At 73.5% G+C, this 16816-nt stretch carries 14 protein-coding genes; 9 read left to right on the forward strand and 5 right to left on the reverse strand.

Annotated features, from left to right (window positions below):
* Positions 1-138 precede the first annotated feature (138 nt).
* Entirely contained in the window at positions 139-351 is a 213-nt protein-coding gene (locus ACH4F6_RS35655; protein ID WP_397964565.1) for an EF-hand domain-containing protein, read from the reverse strand.
* A gap of 59 nt (positions 352-410) precedes the next feature.
* Positions 411-1325 carry a MerR family transcriptional regulator gene (locus ACH4F6_RS35660; protein ID WP_397964537.1) on the reverse strand — a complete coding sequence of 305 codons (915 nt, stop codon included), beginning with the start codon at positions 1323-1325 and terminating at the stop codon, positions 411-413.
* Positions 1326-1382: 57 nt separating this feature from the next.
* Here ACH4F6_RS35660 and ACH4F6_RS35665 point away from each other — a divergent pair, with 57 nt between their 5' ends.
* Positions 1383-2036: a GNAT family N-acetyltransferase gene (locus ACH4F6_RS35665; RefSeq protein WP_397964538.1), complete on the forward strand. Its 654-nt coding sequence runs from the start codon at positions 1383-1385 to the stop codon at positions 2034-2036.
* Positions 2037-2082: 46 nt separating this feature from the next.
* On the opposite strand, the gene ACH4F6_RS35670 is transcribed toward ACH4F6_RS35665, so the two are convergent.
* From ACH4F6_RS35670 to glgX, 3 genes are all read right to left on the reverse strand, one after another.
* Positions 2083-3279, reverse strand: a complete 1197-nt coding sequence (locus ACH4F6_RS35670; RefSeq protein ID WP_397964539.1) for a YncE family protein — start codon at positions 3277-3279, stop codon at positions 2083-2085.
* A complete protein-coding gene (locus ACH4F6_RS35675) occupies positions 3279-4058 on the reverse strand; it encodes a polysaccharide deacetylase family protein (protein WP_397964540.1) in 780 nt (259 codons plus the stop codon). Before ACH4F6_RS35675 ends, ACH4F6_RS35670 begins: the two co-directional genes overlap by 1 nt.
* A 177-nt stretch (positions 4059-4235) precedes the next feature.
* Entirely contained in the window at positions 4236-6470 is a 2235-nt protein-coding gene (gene glgX / locus ACH4F6_RS35680; RefSeq protein WP_397964541.1) for a glycogen debranching protein GlgX, read from the reverse strand.
* A 152-nt stretch (positions 6471-6622) separates the two neighbouring features.
* Here glgX and ACH4F6_RS35685 point away from each other — a divergent pair, with 152 nt between their 5' ends.
* From ACH4F6_RS35685 to ACH4F6_RS35720, 8 genes are all read left to right on the forward strand, one after another.
* Positions 6623-7867, forward strand: a complete 1245-nt coding sequence (locus ACH4F6_RS35685) for an Ig-like domain-containing protein (RefSeq protein WP_397964542.1) — start codon at positions 6623-6625, stop codon at positions 7865-7867.
* Positions 7868-8010: 143 nt separating this feature from the next.
* Positions 8011-9261 carry an Ig-like domain-containing protein gene (locus tag ACH4F6_RS35690; RefSeq protein WP_397964543.1) on the forward strand — a complete coding sequence of 417 codons (1251 nt, stop codon included), beginning with the start codon at positions 8011-8013 and terminating at the stop codon, positions 9259-9261.
* 91 nt (positions 9262-9352) lie between these two features.
* Entirely contained in the window at positions 9353-10120 is a 768-nt protein-coding gene (locus ACH4F6_RS35695; RefSeq protein WP_397964544.1) for an enoyl-CoA hydratase/isomerase family protein, read from the forward strand.
* A 288-nt stretch (positions 10121-10408) separates the two neighbouring features.
* Positions 10409-10912 carry an ATP-binding protein gene (locus ACH4F6_RS35700; RefSeq protein WP_397964545.1) on the forward strand — a complete coding sequence of 168 codons (504 nt, stop codon included), beginning with the start codon at positions 10409-10411 and terminating at the stop codon, positions 10910-10912.
* 274 nt (positions 10913-11186) lie between these two features.
* On the forward strand, positions 11187-11282 hold the full coding sequence (locus tag ACH4F6_RS35705) for a putative leader peptide (protein ID WP_397964546.1): 96 nt from the start codon (positions 11187-11189) through the stop codon (positions 11280-11282).
* A gap of 120 nt (positions 11283-11402) precedes the next feature.
* Positions 11403-12806: a sulfatase gene (locus tag ACH4F6_RS35710; protein WP_397964547.1), complete on the forward strand. Its 1404-nt coding sequence runs from the start codon at positions 11403-11405 to the stop codon at positions 12804-12806.
* 236 nt (positions 12807-13042) lie between these two features.
* Entirely contained in the window at positions 13043-14824 is a 1782-nt protein-coding gene (locus ACH4F6_RS35715) for an ABC transporter ATP-binding protein (RefSeq protein ID WP_397964548.1), read from the forward strand.
* Positions 14821-16686 (forward strand): ABC transporter ATP-binding protein, encoded by a 1866-nt coding sequence (locus ACH4F6_RS35720; RefSeq protein ID WP_397964549.1) that lies wholly within the window; start codon positions 14821-14823, stop codon positions 16684-16686. The genes ACH4F6_RS35715 and ACH4F6_RS35720 overlap by 4 nt, the downstream gene beginning before the upstream one ends.
* Positions 16687-16816 lie beyond the last annotated feature (130 nt).

Below are 16816 nucleotides of genomic sequence, written 5' to 3' on the forward strand. Positions count from 1 at the left end.
GGCCCCCGCCGGGGGGGCCGGGCGCCCGGGCCCCCCCCCCCCGGCGCGGGGGGGGGGGGGGGCGGGGGGGGGGCCCCGGGGGGGGGGGGCCGGGGGGGGGGCGGCCCCCCCGGGCGGCCCCCCCTTCCGGGGCACGCGTCACTTGTTCAGGTGCGTCCAGAACTCGTCGAACGACAGGAGCTTGTCGCCGTTCAGGTCGCGGCTGGCGATGATGGCCTCGGCGACCGTCTCGGTGACGTTCCAGTCGCCACCCTGGGCCAGGGCGGTCTTGAACTCGGCAGCGGTGATCTGACCGTCACCGTCCGTGTCGATGCGGTCGAACTGCTTGCGTGCTTCTTCGATGTCGGCCACCGATCCGCCCCTCTTCGTCATACCTTGCCGTCGTACCTGTCGTACGGACGCAGGTCAGACTAACCGGCCGTCCTGACGCGCAGTGCGGCCACCACCCGGGCGAACTCCCTCTCGTACGCCGGCTGCGGTTCCAGGCCCTTCACCACGGCCCACAGCTCCCGGTACCGGGCCAGGCGCACCTGGGCGGCCGCCTCCAGCCGCTCCAGCACGTACGCCGGGTCCGCGTCGCCCGGCAGCTGCCGCAGCAGGCCGCCGGCCCGGGGCGCCTCGGGGGCGGTCCCCTCGCGCAGCGCCTCGCCCGCGAGCTGCACCAGGCGGCTCATGAGCCACAGGGACGTGCCGGCGGGCACGTCCGGGCCCCGGTCCGCCGCGTTGAACTCGATCACCCTGCGCATCAGGGCCCGGAACCCCGGGTCCTGGATCATCCCGGCCAGTTCCACCCAGGCGTCCACCTGCTCGGGCGTCGGGTCGTCGGGCAGGTCGGCCGGGGCGAACCGCAGCCGCCGCCGGATGTCGGGGTCGGCGGTGTCCAGACCGTCGAAGATCTCCGTCATGAAGTCGTCGACGATGCGGGCCCGTTCGGCCGCCGACAGCCGCGCCAGTTGGTTCATCAGGGTCATCTCCTCCGCGGTCGAACCGCGTCGCGCCACGCTCGACAGCACCGCACGGGTCACCTTCAGCGCCCGGATCTGCGCGTCCAGGGCCGTCACGTGCGCGGCCGCCACCTCCGCGACCGTCCGCTCCCCCGTCAGCACCCGGCGCACGTCGGCCAGGCCGAGGCCCAGTTCGCGCAGGGTGCGGACCAGCTCCAGGCGGGCGGCCGACCCGGCGTCGTAGAGCCGGTAGCCGCCCGCCGAGCGGGCGACCGGGGGCAGGACGCCCTCGTCGGACCAGTACCGGATGGTGCGCACGGTCAGTCCGGTGGCCCGGGCCGGCTCGCCGATGGTGAGGAGTCCGGCGCCGTTCTCGGTCATGTCTGGGAGTCTGGTCCTTCCAGTGGGTGGAGACTCAAGGAGCGTCCGGGGAGCGCCGTGGAGACGTTGCGGGACATTCTCGACGCGGCGGCGCGGGGCGTCTTCCCGCCGGCCGACGGCGGTACGACCGTGATGCCGCAGCCCTCCCCCCGGGACGCGGGCGTGCTGGCCTTCACGGCCCACTCCGTCGTCTTCACCGACGAGGACCCGCGGTGGGTGCACGAGACGCTCGCGGCGGCGGAGTGCGACGCCCTCGCCGCCGGCATGAACCCGCGGTTCCTGGCGGCCCTGATGGAGCGGACGGGCCGTACGGCCGAGACGATCGACGCGATGCTGGTCGGCACTCCCCTGCCGGGCCGGCCCCCGCTCGCGCTGGAGGAGGTCGAGGACCGCGGGCATCCCCGCGCGGTCCACGCCCGCCGGCACCGGGACGACGTGCGCGTCTGGACCGCGGACGGTGGGGTGCTGGTGGTGGGGCGCGGGGTCGCCGGCCGGCTGGAGGTGTCCGTCGAGGTGGACGGGCAGCACGCGCGGGGGCCCGCGGAACGGCGCCGGGGGCTGGGGCGCGCGCTGGTGACCGCGGCCCGCCATCTCGTCGCCGAGCCGCTGTGGGCGCAGGTGGCGCCGGGGAACGCCCGCAGCATGCGGGCGTTCCAGGCGGCGGGGTACCGGCCGGTCGGCGCGGAGGCACTGCTCACGGTCCGGCGGTGAGCGGGCCGCCGGCGGGGGACGGGACGGCGGGTCGCCCGGCCGCGCGTCAGCGGAAGACGCCGGTGTGGCCGAGCGAGTACCGGCCGGGCTGCGGGTAGACGGCGAGGCCGTGCGGGCCGCGGCCGACCGGGATGCGGGCCAGCTGGGCGCCGGTGCGGGTGTCGATGGCGTACACCTCGTCGTCGTAGCGGCCGGACAGCCACAGGACCTTGCCGTCCGCCGAGACCCCGCCCATGTCGGGGCTGCCGCCGCCGGGCAGGCGCCACTTCCCGGTGAGCCGGTTCCGGGTGAAGTCGAAGACGGAGACGGTGCCCTCGCCGCGGTTGGAGACGTACATCTGCCGGGAGTCGCGGCTGACGTAGAGGCCGTGGGCGCCCTTGCCGGTGCGCAGGAGGGTGGGCTCGGTGAACGCGTCGCCGTCCAGGACCCACACGCCGTCGGCCATCATGTCCGCGACGTAGAACCGCTTGCCGTCGGGCGAGACCTTCACGTCCTGCGGCATCGCGCCCTCGAACGGCAGCTTCCGCTGCCCGACGACCTCCATCCTCTCGGTGTCGACCTTGAGGAGCTCGCCGCTGAACTCGCAGGAGACGATGAAGTAGCGCCCGTCGAGGGAGAAGTCGGCGTGGTTGACGCCGTAGCAGGAGACGGGTTCGGTGTGCAGCGCCTTCATGGTGTGCGGGTCGCGGAAGACGAGCTCGCGGTCGAGGGAGGCCATGACGACGGCGTACCTGCCGTCGGGCGTGAAGTAGAGGTTGTACGGGTCGTGCACCTCCACCTCCTCGCCCGCCTTGCCGGTCCTCGGGTCGATGGGGGTGAGGGTGTGGCCGCGGTTGTTGTTGACCCAGAGGGTCTTCAGGTCCCAGGACGGCACGACGTGCTGGGGCTGACGGCCGACCGGCAGCGTCTCGATCACCTCGTACGTCTTCGGGTCGATGACGGTGACGGTGTCGGACCCGGTGTTGGGGACGTAGACCCGGGACGGGAAGTCCTCGACCACCGGGGAGAGCCGGCCGGGGCGGTCGGCGGCGTAGACGTCCTCGGGGTCGAGGACGGGGGGCATGCCGGGCAGGCCCCGGACGGTCCGCTTCCGCCCCGGTGTCGGGGCCGCCGCCTCGGTGGTGGACTCCTTGGTGCCGGCCGCCTCGTCCCGTGCCGGGGTGCCGCAGGCGGCGAGGACGGCGAGGGCCGCGCCCGCGAGCAGGGCGCTCCTGACGAGGGTGTGGTGCGGGTTGTGGCGCATCAGCTGAGCAGCTCCGTGGTGGTGACCGCGCGCAGTCCGCGGCGGTCGAGTTCGGCCAGGACGGCGGGGAGTGCGGCGACCGTGTCCGCGTACCCGAAGTGGAGGCTCACGACGGACCCGTTGCGGGCGCCGTCGAGGACCGTGCGGGCGACGGCGGGACCGCCGGGGGACGTGAAGTCGAGGGAGTCCACGTCGTAGCCCAGGACGTGCGGATAGCCGGCGCGGCGGGCGAGGGCCTCGACGGCCGGGGAGGCGCGGGCGGCCCGGGAGGGGCGGAACCAGGTGCCGATGGAGCCGGTGAGCCGGCGCAGCAGGTCCGCGCACGCGACGATCTCCCGTTCCGCCTCCGGCGCCGGCAGGGTGTTGATGTCGAGGTGGCGGTGGGTGTGGTTGCCGAGGTCGTGGCCGCCGTCGAGGATGCGGCGGGCTAGGGCGGGGTGCTCCTCGAGCCAGGTGCCGACGGCCAGCACGGTGACCCGGGCGCCGTGCCGCTCGGCTTCGCCGAGGAGGGCGCGGGCGGTGGCGGGATCGCCCTGGCCGTGGAAGGTGAGGGCGACGCGGGGGCGGCCGCGGGGGCCGTGGGTGATCTGGGCGGGCTGCCGGGGGTGGGCGCGGGGGGCGGGTGCGGGAGAGGCGGGTGCCGGGGAGGCGGGTGCGGGGGCGCGGGGGGCGACGGCGCCGGAGGGGGAGCCGGGCGGGGTGCACGCGGCCGCGAACGCGCTCCCGGCGACGAGCCCGGCGCCCGCGCGCAGCGCGGCGCGGCGGTCGGTCGGAGTCACGCGCACCATTTAAAGGGCAAAAGGCAGAAAAACAGCTCATTCACCCGGTCGGCGTCGGGAGGGCGTCGGCCCGGCAGCCGGTCGCCGCCGGGAAGGGACGTCGGCCCGGCAGCCGGTCGCCGCCGGGAAGGGACGTCGGCCCGGCGGCGCTCTCGCCCCGGCCGCGGCCGGCCCCGCTCAGCCGGCCACCCGCAGCAGCAGGACCGCCCGCGCCGGCACCGTCACCTCCGCCCCCGCCCGGTGCGTGACCCCCGGCGCCTCCCCCTGCTCCTCCCTCGACGTGTCGACGACCACCTCGTACCGCTCGGCCCACGGCGGCCCCGGCAGCACGAAGCCCACCGGCCGGTCCCCCGCGTGCAGCACCGCGAGGAAGCTGTCGTCGGTGACCGGCGCACCCCGCTCGTCGCGCCCCGGGATGTCCCGCCCCGACAGGTACATCCCCAGCGTCGCCGCGGGGGCGTACCAGTCCGCTTCCGTCATCTCCGCGCCCCGCGCCGTGAACCACGCCAGGTCCCGCAGCCCGTCCGCCGAGTGCGCCCGCCCGGAGAAGAAGGCCCGCCGGCGCAGGACGGGGTGCCGGTGGCGCAGGGCGATCAGCCGGGAGGTGAGGTCGAACAGCGCCTTCCAGCCGGGCTCCTCCAGCAGCCCCCAGTCCACCCAGCTGATCTCGTTGTCCTGGCAGTACGCGTTGTTGTTGCCCCGCTGGGTCCGCCCCAGCTCGTCCCCCGCGACCAGCATCGGCACCCCCGTCGACAGCAGCAGCGTGGTCATCAGGTTCCGCGCCTGCCGCCGCCGCAGCGCCCGTACCCGCTCGTCGTCGGTCTCCCCCTCCGCGCCGCAGTTCCAGGACCGGTTGTCGTGCGTGCCGTCCCGGTTGCCCTCGCCGTTGGCCTCGTTGTGCTTGCGCTCGTACGACACCAGGTCGCGCAGGGTGAAACCGTCGTGCGCGGTGACGAAGTTGACGGACGCGTAGGGGCGCCGGCCGCCCCAGGCGTACAGGTCGCTGGACCCCGACAGCCGGTACCCCATCTCCCGCACGTCCGGCAGCGCGTGCCGCCAGAAGTCGCGGACGGTGTCGCGGTAGCGGTCGTTCCACTCCGTCCACAGGGGCGGGAAGGCGCCCACCTGGTAGCCGCCCGAGCCGACGTCCCACGGCTCGGCTATCAGCTTCACCCGCCGCAGCACCGGGTCCTGCGCGATGACCGCGAGGAACGGCGAGAGCATGTCCACGTCGTGCATGGACCGCGCCAGCGCCGCCGCCAGGTCGAACCGGAAGCCGTCCACCCCCATCTCCGTCACCCAGTACCGCAGCGAGTCGGTGATCAGGCGCAGCACCTGCGGCTGGACCACGTGCAGCGTGTTGCCGCAGCCCGTGTAGTCGGCGTACCGGCGGGCGTCCGGCTGCAACCGGTAGTAGCCGCGGTTGTCTATGCCCTTCAGCGACAGCATGGGCCCCAGCTCGCCCGCCTCCGCCGTGTGGTTGTAGACCACGTCGAGGATGACCTCGATCCCGGCCGCGTGCAGCGCGCGCACCATCCGCTTGAACTCGCCGACCTGCTGGCCGGCCGTCCCGGAGGAGGCGTAGGCGGCGTGCGGGGCGAAGTAGCCGATGGAGTTGTAGCCCCAGTGGTTGCGCAGGCCCCGGCGCAGCAGGTGGTCCTCGTGCGCGAACTGGTGCACCGGCAACAGCTCCACCGCCGTCACGCCCAGGTCCACCAGGTGCCCGACCGCCGCGGGGTGCGCCAGGCCGGCGTACGTGCCGCGCAGCTCCTGGGGGATCCCCGGGTGCAGTCGGGTGAAGCCCTTGACGTGCAGCTCGTAGATGACCGAGTCGGCCCACGGCGTCTTCGGGCGGCGGTCGTCGGCCCAGTCGTCGTCGTCGTGGACGACGACGCCCTTCGGGACGTGCGGCGCCGAGTCCCGTTCGTCGCGCACGGTGTCCGCGACCTGCTGCTGGGGCCAGTCGCGGACGTGCCCGTACACCTCCGGCGGCAGGGCGAACTCGCCGTCCACGGCGCGGGCGTAGGGGTCGAGGAGCAGCTTCGCCGGGTTCCAGCGGCCGCCGGTCCACGGGTCCCAGCGGCCGTGCACCCGGTAGCCGTAGCGCTGGCCGGGCATCACGCCCGGGACGAAGCCGTGCCAGATCTCGTGGGTGAGCTCGGTGAGCCGGGCGCGGGTCTCGCGGCCCTGTTCGTCGAAGAGGCACAGCTCCACCGCCTCCGCGCCGCCCGCCCACAGGGCGAAGTTGGTGCCCGCGACACCGTCCGGGCCGACCCGGAAGCGGGCGCCGAGCGGTGTCGACGCGCCCGGCCACACGGGCACGCCGGGCGTCCTGGGCCGTGCCCCGTTCACCACGGCGGAGGCAGCGGCGCGCTCCTCCGGAACCGCCTCCTGCTCGGCTGCGCTGGACACCGTTCCGCCTCCCGCGGCTCATGGCACGACGCGGGCCAAGGGCATGCGGCGTCCCGGCCGCGGCTCCCCGTAGCGTCGTCCTCCCCCCTGTTCTGCCCAGACCGTGCCTCGCACTCACGTTTCCCCGAGCGGGGCCCGTCGTTGGGCACCGCGTGAGGCACGTACAACGGCGCGCGCGGCGCGCGGGGGCCGCGTTGGCCGCCGTACTGACATGGGCAGGACTTCTGGCCGGGGCCGCCGGCTGCACCGGGGAGAGCCCCGGCGCTCTGAACCGGGCGCTCGGGAAACCACCGGCGCCGGAGGACGTCATCCGGGTCGCCCCGGACGACGGCACGAAGGAGGTGCGCCCCGAGAGCAGACTCAGGGTGCGGGTGCCGGACGGGCACCTGGAGTCGGTGAAGGTCGTCATGTCGCAGGACGCGCAGGAGACCGAGGTGCGGGGCCGGATCTCCGCGGACGGTCTGACCTGGCGTCCGGACCGGGACCGGCTCGCGCTCGCCGCCCGCTACACGGTCGACGCGGTGGCCGTCGACGCGGAGGGCCGCCGCTCGGCCCGCCACACCACCTTCACCACGTTCGTCCCCGAGCAGCGCTTCATCGGGTACGTGGCGCCCGAGAACCGTTCCACCGTCGGCACCGGGATGATCGTCTCACTGGAGTTCAACCGGGAGATCGAGAACCGCGCCGCCGTCGAACGCGCCGTCAAGGTGACCGCCCGCCCGGCCGTCGAGGTGCGGCCGCACTGGTTCGGCAAGGGCCGCCTCGACTTCCGTCCGGAGCAGTACTGGAAGCCCGGCACCCAGGTGACCGTCGCCCTGCGCTTCCGGGACGTGGAGGGCGCGCCCGGCGTCTACGGGCTCCAGGACAAGACGTTCTCCTTCACCGTCGGCCGCCACCAGGTCTCCGTCGTCGACGCCGCCCGGCACACGATGAAGGTGCGCCGCGACGGCGAGCTGATCGCCACCGTGCCCATCACGGCCGGGGCGCCGAAGACGACGACGTACAACGGCAGGATGGTGGTGACCGAGATGCTGGAGCTGACCCGGATGAACGGCGCCACGGTCGGCTTCAGGAAGAAGAACGGCAAGAGCGAGTACGACATCCCGGACGTGCCGCACGCGATGCGGCTGACCGACTCCGGCACCTTCCTGCACGGCAACTACTGGGCGCCGTGGGACGCCTTCGGCCGGGTCAACCTCAGCCACGGGTGCGTGGGGCTCAGGGACGTGAAGGGCGGCGGCTCGGACACGCCCGCGGGCTGGTTCTTCGACCGCAGCCTCATCGGGGACGTCGTCGAGGTCGTCCACAGCAAGGACCGGACGGTCGCCGCCGACAACGGGCTCGGCGGCTGGAACATGGACTGGGAGGAGTGGATCTCGGGCAGCGCGGTGAAGTGACCCTTTCCTCCCAAGGTCGAAGTTGGGACTGAACGGTGACATGTGGGGGTCACCGATGCCCCTGACCTTGTGGTTAATATGCGCGCAGCGCGGGGGACGCGCCGGCGTGCGGGCCTGGTCGGCCCGGGGGAGGGGAAAATACTGTGAACGTGCGACCGATACCGGGGGCGTCGGTTGGCGGGCGCCCACGCGGCCGCAGCAAGCGGTTGGCTCTGGTCGTCGGAGGTCTGCTGCTGGCCGTCACGGCCTGCGGCGGCGGAGGGGGCTCCGACTCCGGCTCGGACAAGGCCGAGGGCGCGGAGGCCTCCGGCTCCGCCACCGCCCAGAGCGGTCAGTCGGAGGCGGTCGTCACCATCGCCCCCGAGACCGGCGCCAAGGACGTCGACACCAGCGGCGCCCTGAAGGTGACCGCCGCGAAGGGCAAGCTGACCGAGGTCGTCGTCAAGGACGCCGAGGGCACGGCGGTCCCGGGCACGATCTCCGCGGACGGCGCCGGCTGGACGCCGAGCACGCATCTCGCGGCCGCCACCACGTACCAGGTGCACGCGGTCGCCAAGGACTCCGCGGGCCGCACGGCCGCCGAGGACGCGAACTTCACCACGCTGACGCCGGAGAACACCTTCGTCGGCACCTTCACGCCCGAGGACGGTTCCACCGTCGGCGTCGGCATGCCGTTCTCCGTCCGGTTCACGCGGGGCATCACCGAGCCGGACGCCGTCGAGAAGGCCATCAGCGTCAAGACCGAGCCGCCCGTCGACGTGCAGGGCCACTGGTTCGGCAACGACCGCCTCGACTTCCGCCCGGAGAAGTACTGGGCGGCGGGCACCAAGGTCACGGTGAAGCTGAACCTCGACGGCGTCGAGGGCCGCAAGGGCGTCTACGGCAAGCAGTCCAAGACCGTCTCCTTCACCGTCGGCCGCAACCAGGTGTCCGTCGTGGACGCCAAGAAGCACACGATGAAGGTCATGCAGGAGGGCAAGGTCGTCAAGACCCTCCCGGTGACCACCGGCAAGTCCGGCTACGCCACCTGGAACGGCCAGATGGTCATCAGTGAGAAGTTCACGGTGACCCGGATGAACGGCGACACGGTCGGCTACGACGGCGAGTACGACATCAAGGACGTGCCGCACGCCATGCGCCTGACCGACTCCGGCACCTTCGTGCACGGCAACTACTGGGGCGGCGACGCCTTCGGCAACTACAACGCCAGCCACGGCTGCATCGGTCTGCGGGACGTGCGCGGCGGCTACGACAGCGGTGTGCCGGCCGCGTGGTTCTTCAACCACTCGATGGCCGGCGACGTGGTGGTCGTGCAGAACTCCACCGACCCGGTGGTCGACCCGTCCAACGGCCTCAACGGCTGGAACCTCTCGTGGGCGGAGTGGACGAAGTAGTCCGCCCCCGCCGCCGAACGGGCCCGGCGCCGTACGTCCTGTGACGCACGGCACCGGGCCCGTCGTCGTTAGTCGTGGTTAACCTGCTGCCATGACCGTACATCTCGAAGTGGCCGACGGCGTCGGCACGATCCGCCTCGACCGCCCGCCCATGAACGCCCTGGACGTCGCCACGCAGGACCGGCTCAAGGAGCTGGCCGAGGAGGCGGGGCGCCGGGACGACGTCCGCGCCGTCGTCGTGTACGGCGGTGAGAAGGTGTTCGCGGCGGGCGCGGACATCAAGGAGATGCAGGACATGGACCACACCGCGATGGTCCTGCGCGCCCGCGCCCTCCAGGACTCCTTCACGGCGGTGGCCCGCATCCCCAAGCCGGTGGTGGCGGCCGTGACCGGCTACGCGCTGGGCGGCGGCTGCGAGCTGGCGCTGTGCGCGGACTTCCGGATCGCCGCGGAGAACGCGAAGCTGGGCCAGCCCGAGATCCTGCTCGGCCTGATCCCGGGCGCGGGCGGCACCCAGCGCCTGGCCCGGCTGGTCGGCCCGTCCAAGGCGAAGGACCTCATCTTCACGGGCCGCATGGTCAAGGCGGACGAGGCGCTGACCCTGGGCCTGGTGGACCGGGTGGTCCCGGCCGACGAGGTGTACGCGCAGGCGCACGCGTGGGCGGCCAAGCTGGCGCAGGGTCCGGCGATCGCGCTGCGCGCGGCGAAGGAGTCGATCGACACCGGCCTGGAGACCGACATCGACACGGGCCTCGCCGTGGAACGGAACTGGTTCGCCGGTCTGTTCGCCACCGCGGACCGTGAGATCGGCATGCGCAGCTTCGTCGAGGAGGGGCCGGGCAAGGCGAAGTTCCTGTGACCCATCCCTCCCCCGATGTCGGCGAAAACGCTTGCTGTTGACGAGACGTCTCATCCGGGTCCCTCGATGGGGCGGTTCACGGGAGCCTTAAGGTGACCTTAAGGCTGTCTTGTCGAGGGAGCCCGCCGATCACCCCCGGACGAGCCGTCACCGCAGGTCGGCACGGCTCTTCCAGGCGTCGGCATGCCTCTGGCACATGCCGGTCGAATTGAGTGGAATGAGAGCTTCCGGGGGGCGTATTCCCCCGGAACCACCACGGAGGCCACCGGGGACGGCCATGATGGGGGCATGGCGGGGCTGGAGGGTTTCGAACAGCCGCGGGGGCACGGGCACGTGTCCGCGGCACGCTGGTCGCCGGCGGCCGAGGACGAACGCGCGCTCAAGGCGCTCGAGTTGTTCGGCAACCCGACGGAGGCGGAGGTTCCGCTGCCGTCCCGCCCCGAGTCCGCCGCCACCGCCCGCCGGCTCGCCCAGGTGGTCGCCCTCCGCCAGTGGCAGCTCTCCCCCAAGATGACCGAGGACGCCGTCCTGCTCGTCTCGGAGCTCGTCGGCAACGCCGTCCGCCACACCGGCGCCCGCGTCTTCGGCCTGCGGATGCGCCATCGCCGCGGCTGGATCCGCGTCGAGGTCCGCGACCCCTCGCGCGGGCTGCCCTGTCTGATGCCCGTCCAGGAGACGGACGTCAGCGGCAGGGGCCTGTTCCTGGTGGACAAGCTGGCCGACCGGTGGGGCGTCGATCTGCTGCCCCGGGGCAAGACCACGTGGTTCGAGATGCGCGTCGTGGACCGCTGACGGCGGTTCGGGAGCGGGCCCGGCTCCGGGTCGCCGTGGACGTCGGGGCGGCGGGCGGACAGCGCCGCGAGGAGCGGCCGCGTGCGCGGCGGGGCTCCGGTCCCCCGCGCCGTACACGGCCCCCTTCGCCGGCCGGGGGACCGGCCTCGAGCGGTCGCGGTCCTCGCGTCCCGGCACGGCGGGCAACCGGCCGGGGCCCGGCCGGGCGAGCGGGATCCCGGTCCGTGGACGGCGTCTTGACGGCGCGGGCGCACGGCTGACAGCGTGCGTGATCATGAGGGCCTCCGCTGACCACCGCCGCGCGCACGTCGCGCTCGTGGAGCGGCGTCACGTCGACCTGTGCCGGCAGTCCAGCGCCATCTGTCGCTGAGCCGTAGCCTCCCCTCCCTTCCTCCTTCCTCTCCTCCCCTTCCTTCCGCGTGCTCCGGCGCGGGGCCCGCCGTCCTTCGGCGTGCCCTCGTGCGGGGCACGCCGACTTCGAGGATCCCGTATGTCTGACATGTCCCGTCGTACGTTCGGCGGTCTGGTCGGTGGCGGTGCCGTGACCGCGGTCGCCGGTACGGCCGGTGCCGCCGAGGCCGCGCCCTCCGCCGCGGAACGCCCGTTCCGGGCCCGGCCCTCCACCGGCTCCGGCGGACGGCCCAACTTCCTGTTCATCCTGGGTGACGACCTGGGCTGGGCGGACCTGTCGTCGTACGGCGCACCGCACATCAGGACACCGAACCTGGACCGGCTCGCCGCGCAGGGAGTGCGGTTCACCCACGCCTACGCCGGCTCGGCGACCTGCTCCCCCACCCGCTTCAGCCTCTACACCGGCCGCTACCCGGGCCGCACGAAGGGCGGTCTCGCCGAGCCCATCGGCAACCGGACGCAGGGGCTGGACCCCACCCACCCCACCCTGGCCTCCCAGCTGAAGAAGGCCGGCTACGCCACCGCCCTGATCGGCAAGTGGCACTGCGGCTGGCTGCCCGACTACAGCCCGACCAAGTCGGGCTGGGACGAGTTCTTCGGCAACTTCGGCGGCGCCCTGGAGTACTTCTCCAAGCTCGGCCAGCTGGGCGACTACGACCTGTACGAGGGCGACGCCACCTACCAGGACCTGCGGTACTACACGACCGTCCTCACCGAGCGGGCGGTGGACTACGTCAGCCGGGACCACGACCGGCCGTGGCTGCTCAACCTCAACTTCACCACCCCGCACTGGCCCTGGATCGGCGAGAACGACGAGGAGGCCGCGGCCGAGGTCGCCGCCAGGGTCCGCGCCGGTGACGTGCTGGGCGGTCTGCTGCACAACGACGGCGGCTCGGTGGAGAAGTACACCGAGATGGTGGAGAACCTCGACGCCTCCGTCGGCAAGGTGCTCGCCGCGCTGCGGCGCTCCGGCCAGGAGCGGAACACCGTCGTGGTGTTCGCCAGTGACAACGGCGGCGAGCGGTTCTCCTACCAGTGGCCGCTCAGCGGCGGCAAGTCCGGACTGCTGGAGGGCGGCATCCGGGTGCCGACCGTCCTGCGCTGGCCCGCCCGGCTGGACGGGCACCAGGTCAGCGACGAACCCGTCTTCTCCCCGGACTGGACGGCCACCCTGCTGGAACTGGGCGGAGCCCGCCCCGACCCGGCCTACCCGCTCGACGGGCACAGCCTCGCCGGCTACCTCCTGCGCGGCGAGCGGGTGCCCGAGCGCGACCTGTTCTGGCGGGTGCGCGGCAACCGGGCCCTGCGGCGCGGCGACTGGAAGTACTACCAGGACGCCTCCGGCAAGGACCACCTGTACAACCTGGCCCAGGACCAGCGCGAGCAGGCCGATCTGGCGCAGGACCGGCCGGAGCTGCTCGCCGAGCTGAAGGCCGCCTGGGAGCGCGTCGCGGGCGGGCTGCTGCCCTACCCCGCCTCCTGACCGGCCCCGCCGTGCACGGGCCGTCGCCCCCGGCGGCCCGCCGCGGCGGCCCGGCCGTCGTGCGCGGGCCGGCGTGCTCGCCGGGGCGTCCGCCGAACGGATGACGACAGTGGACGGCCCCGGTCCGGCCCGAGCGGTTCGCAGGGCCGAACGCGCAGGTCGTAGGACCAGCGCCCGAGGCGGGTCCGGCCGAAACTCGGTGGGCGGCGTCGGCGCCGGTCCGTAGGCTCGCGGTGATGTCGACAACACCTGTAACCACCAAGGACCGGTCCGCGGTACGGACGCTGCTGCGCCTGTGGCCGTATGTGCGACCGGTGCGGGTGCGGCTGTTCACCGCCGCCTTCGTCGCGATAGTGGCCTCCTGCACCGGTCTGGTGATCCCGCTCGTCCTGAAGTGGATGGTGGACGGTCCGGTCGCCGACCGGGACCCGGCCGGCGTGTGGCTGGGCGCGCTCTGCCTGCTGGTGCTGGGCGTCGCGGAGGCGGTCCTGTTCGGACTGCGGCGGTGGCTGGTGGCGCGGCCGCTGTCGCACGTCGAGGCGGAGATGCGCGCGGACCTGTACGGGCACCTCCAGCGACTGCCGGTGGCCTTCCACGACCGGTGGGCCTCGGGGCAGCTGCTGTCCCGCGCGACCACCGATCTGATGCTCCTGCGCATGTTCCTCGCCTTCCCGCTGACGTTCCTGCTGGTCAACGCGGTGACGATCCTCGTCGGCGTGATCATCATGCTGCTCCAGGACTGGATGCTGGGGCTGGTCATCCTCGGTCCGGCCGTGCCCGTCGTGGTCATGTGCGTGGTCTTCGAGAGCCGGTACGCGCGCGTGGCGCGGCTCGCGCAGGACCAGGTGGGCGATCTGACGACGGTCGTCGAGGAGAGCGTCCTCGGCATCCGGGTGATCAAGGGGTTCGGGCGGCACCGCAGTCAGGCACGGGCGTTCCGGGAGCTGTCGCGGACGCTGCGGGGGACGGAGCTGCGCAAGGCCCGGCTGCTGGCGACGATCTGGGCGGTGATCGTCACGCTGCCCGAGGTGGCCATCGGGGCGGCGCTGGTGCTGGGGGCGGTGCGGGTGGCGGACGGGGAGCTGTCCGCGGGGACGCTGGTCGCGTTCCTCTCCACGGCCCTCGCCCTGCGGTGGCCCGTGGACTCGATCGGGTTCCTGCTGGCGTTGAGCCAGGAGGCGGCGACGGCGACGGAGCGGTACTTCGAGGTGCGGGACGCGGAGCCGGAGTCCACCGCGGTCACGGGGACGCGCGCGCCGGCCGCGGCCGGCGACGGTCTCCGCTTCGACGACGTCGTCTTCCGCTACCCCGACGCCGACCCCGGCTCCCCGCCCGTCCTGGACGGCGTCGACCTCCACGTCCGGCCCGGTGAGTCCATGGCGCTCGTCGGGGCCACCGGCAGCGGGAAGACCACGCTCACCGCGCTGGTCCCCCGCCTGCACGAGGTGACGTCCGGGCGGATCACGCTCGACGGCGAGGACGTCACCGCGATGTCCCGCGAGGAGCTGCGGTCGAAGGTGGCCGTCGCCTTCGAGGAGCCCACCCTCTTCTCCGCGACCGTCGGGGAGAACGTCCTGATGGGCGCCGCCGACGGCGCCGGGCCGCGCGAGCTGGAGCGGGCGCTGTCGGTGGCGCAGGCCGGCTTCGTGCACGCGCTGCCGCAGGGCACCGGGACACAGGTCGGCGAGCAGGGGCTCAGCCTCTCCGGTGGGCAGCGGCAGCGGATCGCGCTCGCGCGGGCCGTCGTGGGGCGGCCCCGGTTCCTCGTCCTGGACGACCCGCTGTCCGCGCTGGACGTCCACACGGAGGCCGCCGTGGAGGCCGCGCTGCGCGAGGTCCTCGCCGACACCACCGCGCTGATCGTGGCCCACCGCCCCTCCACCGTGCTGCTCGCCGACCGCGTGGCCCTGCTGTCGAACGGCCGGATCGCCGCCGTCGGCACCCACCAGGAGCTGCTGCGGGACAACGCGGAGTACGCCCACCTCATGTCCGGGGAACAGGAGACCGACCGCCGATGACGACACCGACGACCTCCTCCGCCACCGGCCCCGCCACCGACGAGGACGACCTGCCCCGCGCGCGGGACGCCGAGGACCCCTTCGACCGGGACGTCCTGCCCTCACCGCCGGGCGCCACGGGCGCGCTGCTGCGCTCGCTGCTCGCCCCGATGAGGGCGCGGGTCGCCCTCACCACGCTCCTGCTGCTGCTCCAGCAGGCGGCCGTGCAGGCGGGCCCGCTGCTGGTCGCGTACGCCATCGACCGCGCCGTGCCGGCGCTGCGCGCCGACGACCACGGCCCCCTCGTCGCCGTGGGCGTCGGCTACCTGCTGTGCGCGCTGGCCTCCGGCGGGCTCCAGTACGTGTTCCTGATCGCCTCCGCGCGGGTCAACCAGGACGTGCTGCTGGACCTGCGCGGCCGGATCTTCCGGCACGCGCAGGCGCTGAGCCTCGACTTCCACGAGCGCTACACCTCGGGCCGGCTCATCTCCCGCTCCACCACGGACGTGGAGTCGCTGCGCGAACTGCTCAGCGAGGGCCTGCAGGAACTGGTCACGGTCGTCCTGTCCTTCCTCTACATCTCGGCGATGCTGCTCTGGCTGGACCTGGGCCTGGGGGCCGTCGCGGTGGCGTCCTTCGTCCCGCTCCACCTCCTCGTCCGGCTCTACCAGCGGCGCGCCGGGCGGGTGTTCCGGGCGCGGTCCACCGCGATCGCGGCCGTGATCGTGAAGTTCGTGGAGACGATGAACGGCATCCGCCCGGTGCGCGCGTTCCGCCGCGAGGCGGTCAACGAGGCCGACTTCCGGGTGCTGAACCGGCGGCACGAGCGGACCAACGGCGACTCGCTGCTGGAGATGGCGCGGTACGTCGTCGGTTCGCGGCTGGTCGCCAACACGGCCGTCGCGCTGATCGTGCTGTGGGGCGCCCGTCGGGTGGCGGACGGCTCGCTGGAGCTGGGCGTGCTGGCGGCGGCGGTGCTGTACCTGCGGCGGCTGTACGACCCGATCGACCGGCTCGGCATGTTCCTCAACTCCTACCAGTCGGCGGCGGCCTCGCTGGAGAAGATCGCGGGGCTGCTGGCCCAGACGCCGACCGTGCCCGAGCCGTCGGCGCCCCGGGAACTGCCGGCCCGGCGCGGCGGGCTCCCGGGCCGTGAGGTCGTCTTCGACGGCGTCGGGTTCGGCTACCGCACCGGCGGCGAGGTGCTGCCCCGCTTCGACCTCACCCTGCCGGCCGGGCAGACGGTCGCGGTGGTCGGCTCCACGGGCGCCGGGAAGTCCACGCTGGCCAAGCTCCTCGCCCGCTTCTACGACCCCACCGCGGGCCGGGTCCTGCTCGACGGCGTCGACCTGCGCGACCTGGCGATGCCCGAGCTGCGGCGCGGGGTGGTGATGGTGACGCAGGAGGCGTTCCTGTTCTCCGGCACGGTCGCCGAGAACATCGCCCTCGGGCGGCCCGACGCGAGCCGCGCGGAGATCGAGCGGGCGGCGAAGGCGATCGGCGCGCACGAGTTCATCAGCGCCCTGCCCGACGGCTACGACACGGACGTCCGCAAGCGGGGCGGCCGCATCTCCGCCGGACAGCGGCAACTGGTGGCGTTCGCGCGGGCGCTGCTCGCCGACCCGGCGGTGCTGATCCTCGACGAGGCGACGAGTTCCCTCGACGTCCCGGGCGAGCGGGCCGTGCAGGCGGCGATGGCGACGGTCCTCAAGGGCCGTACGGCGGTGGTGATCGCGCACCGGCTGTCGACCGTGGAGATCGCGGACCGGGTGCTGGTCATGGAGCGCGGACGGATCGTCGAGGACGGCAGCCCGGCCGACCTCGTCGCGGGAACCGGCCGTTTCGCGGACCTGCACCGGGCCTGGCGCGACAGCCTGGCCTGACCCGCCGCCGACGGAGGGCGCCGGACGGACGGCCGGCGCCCACGAGGACCCCGGCACACCGGGCGGCTCCGTATATCGAACATGAACTCCCGGACAACGAACCGTTTCCGGCCAACTTCCTGACGCGCTC

Source organism: Streptomyces sp. NPDC017936 (genome assembly GCF_044328485.1).
Lineage (GTDB): Bacteria > Actinomycetota > Actinomycetes > Streptomycetales > Streptomycetaceae > Streptomyces.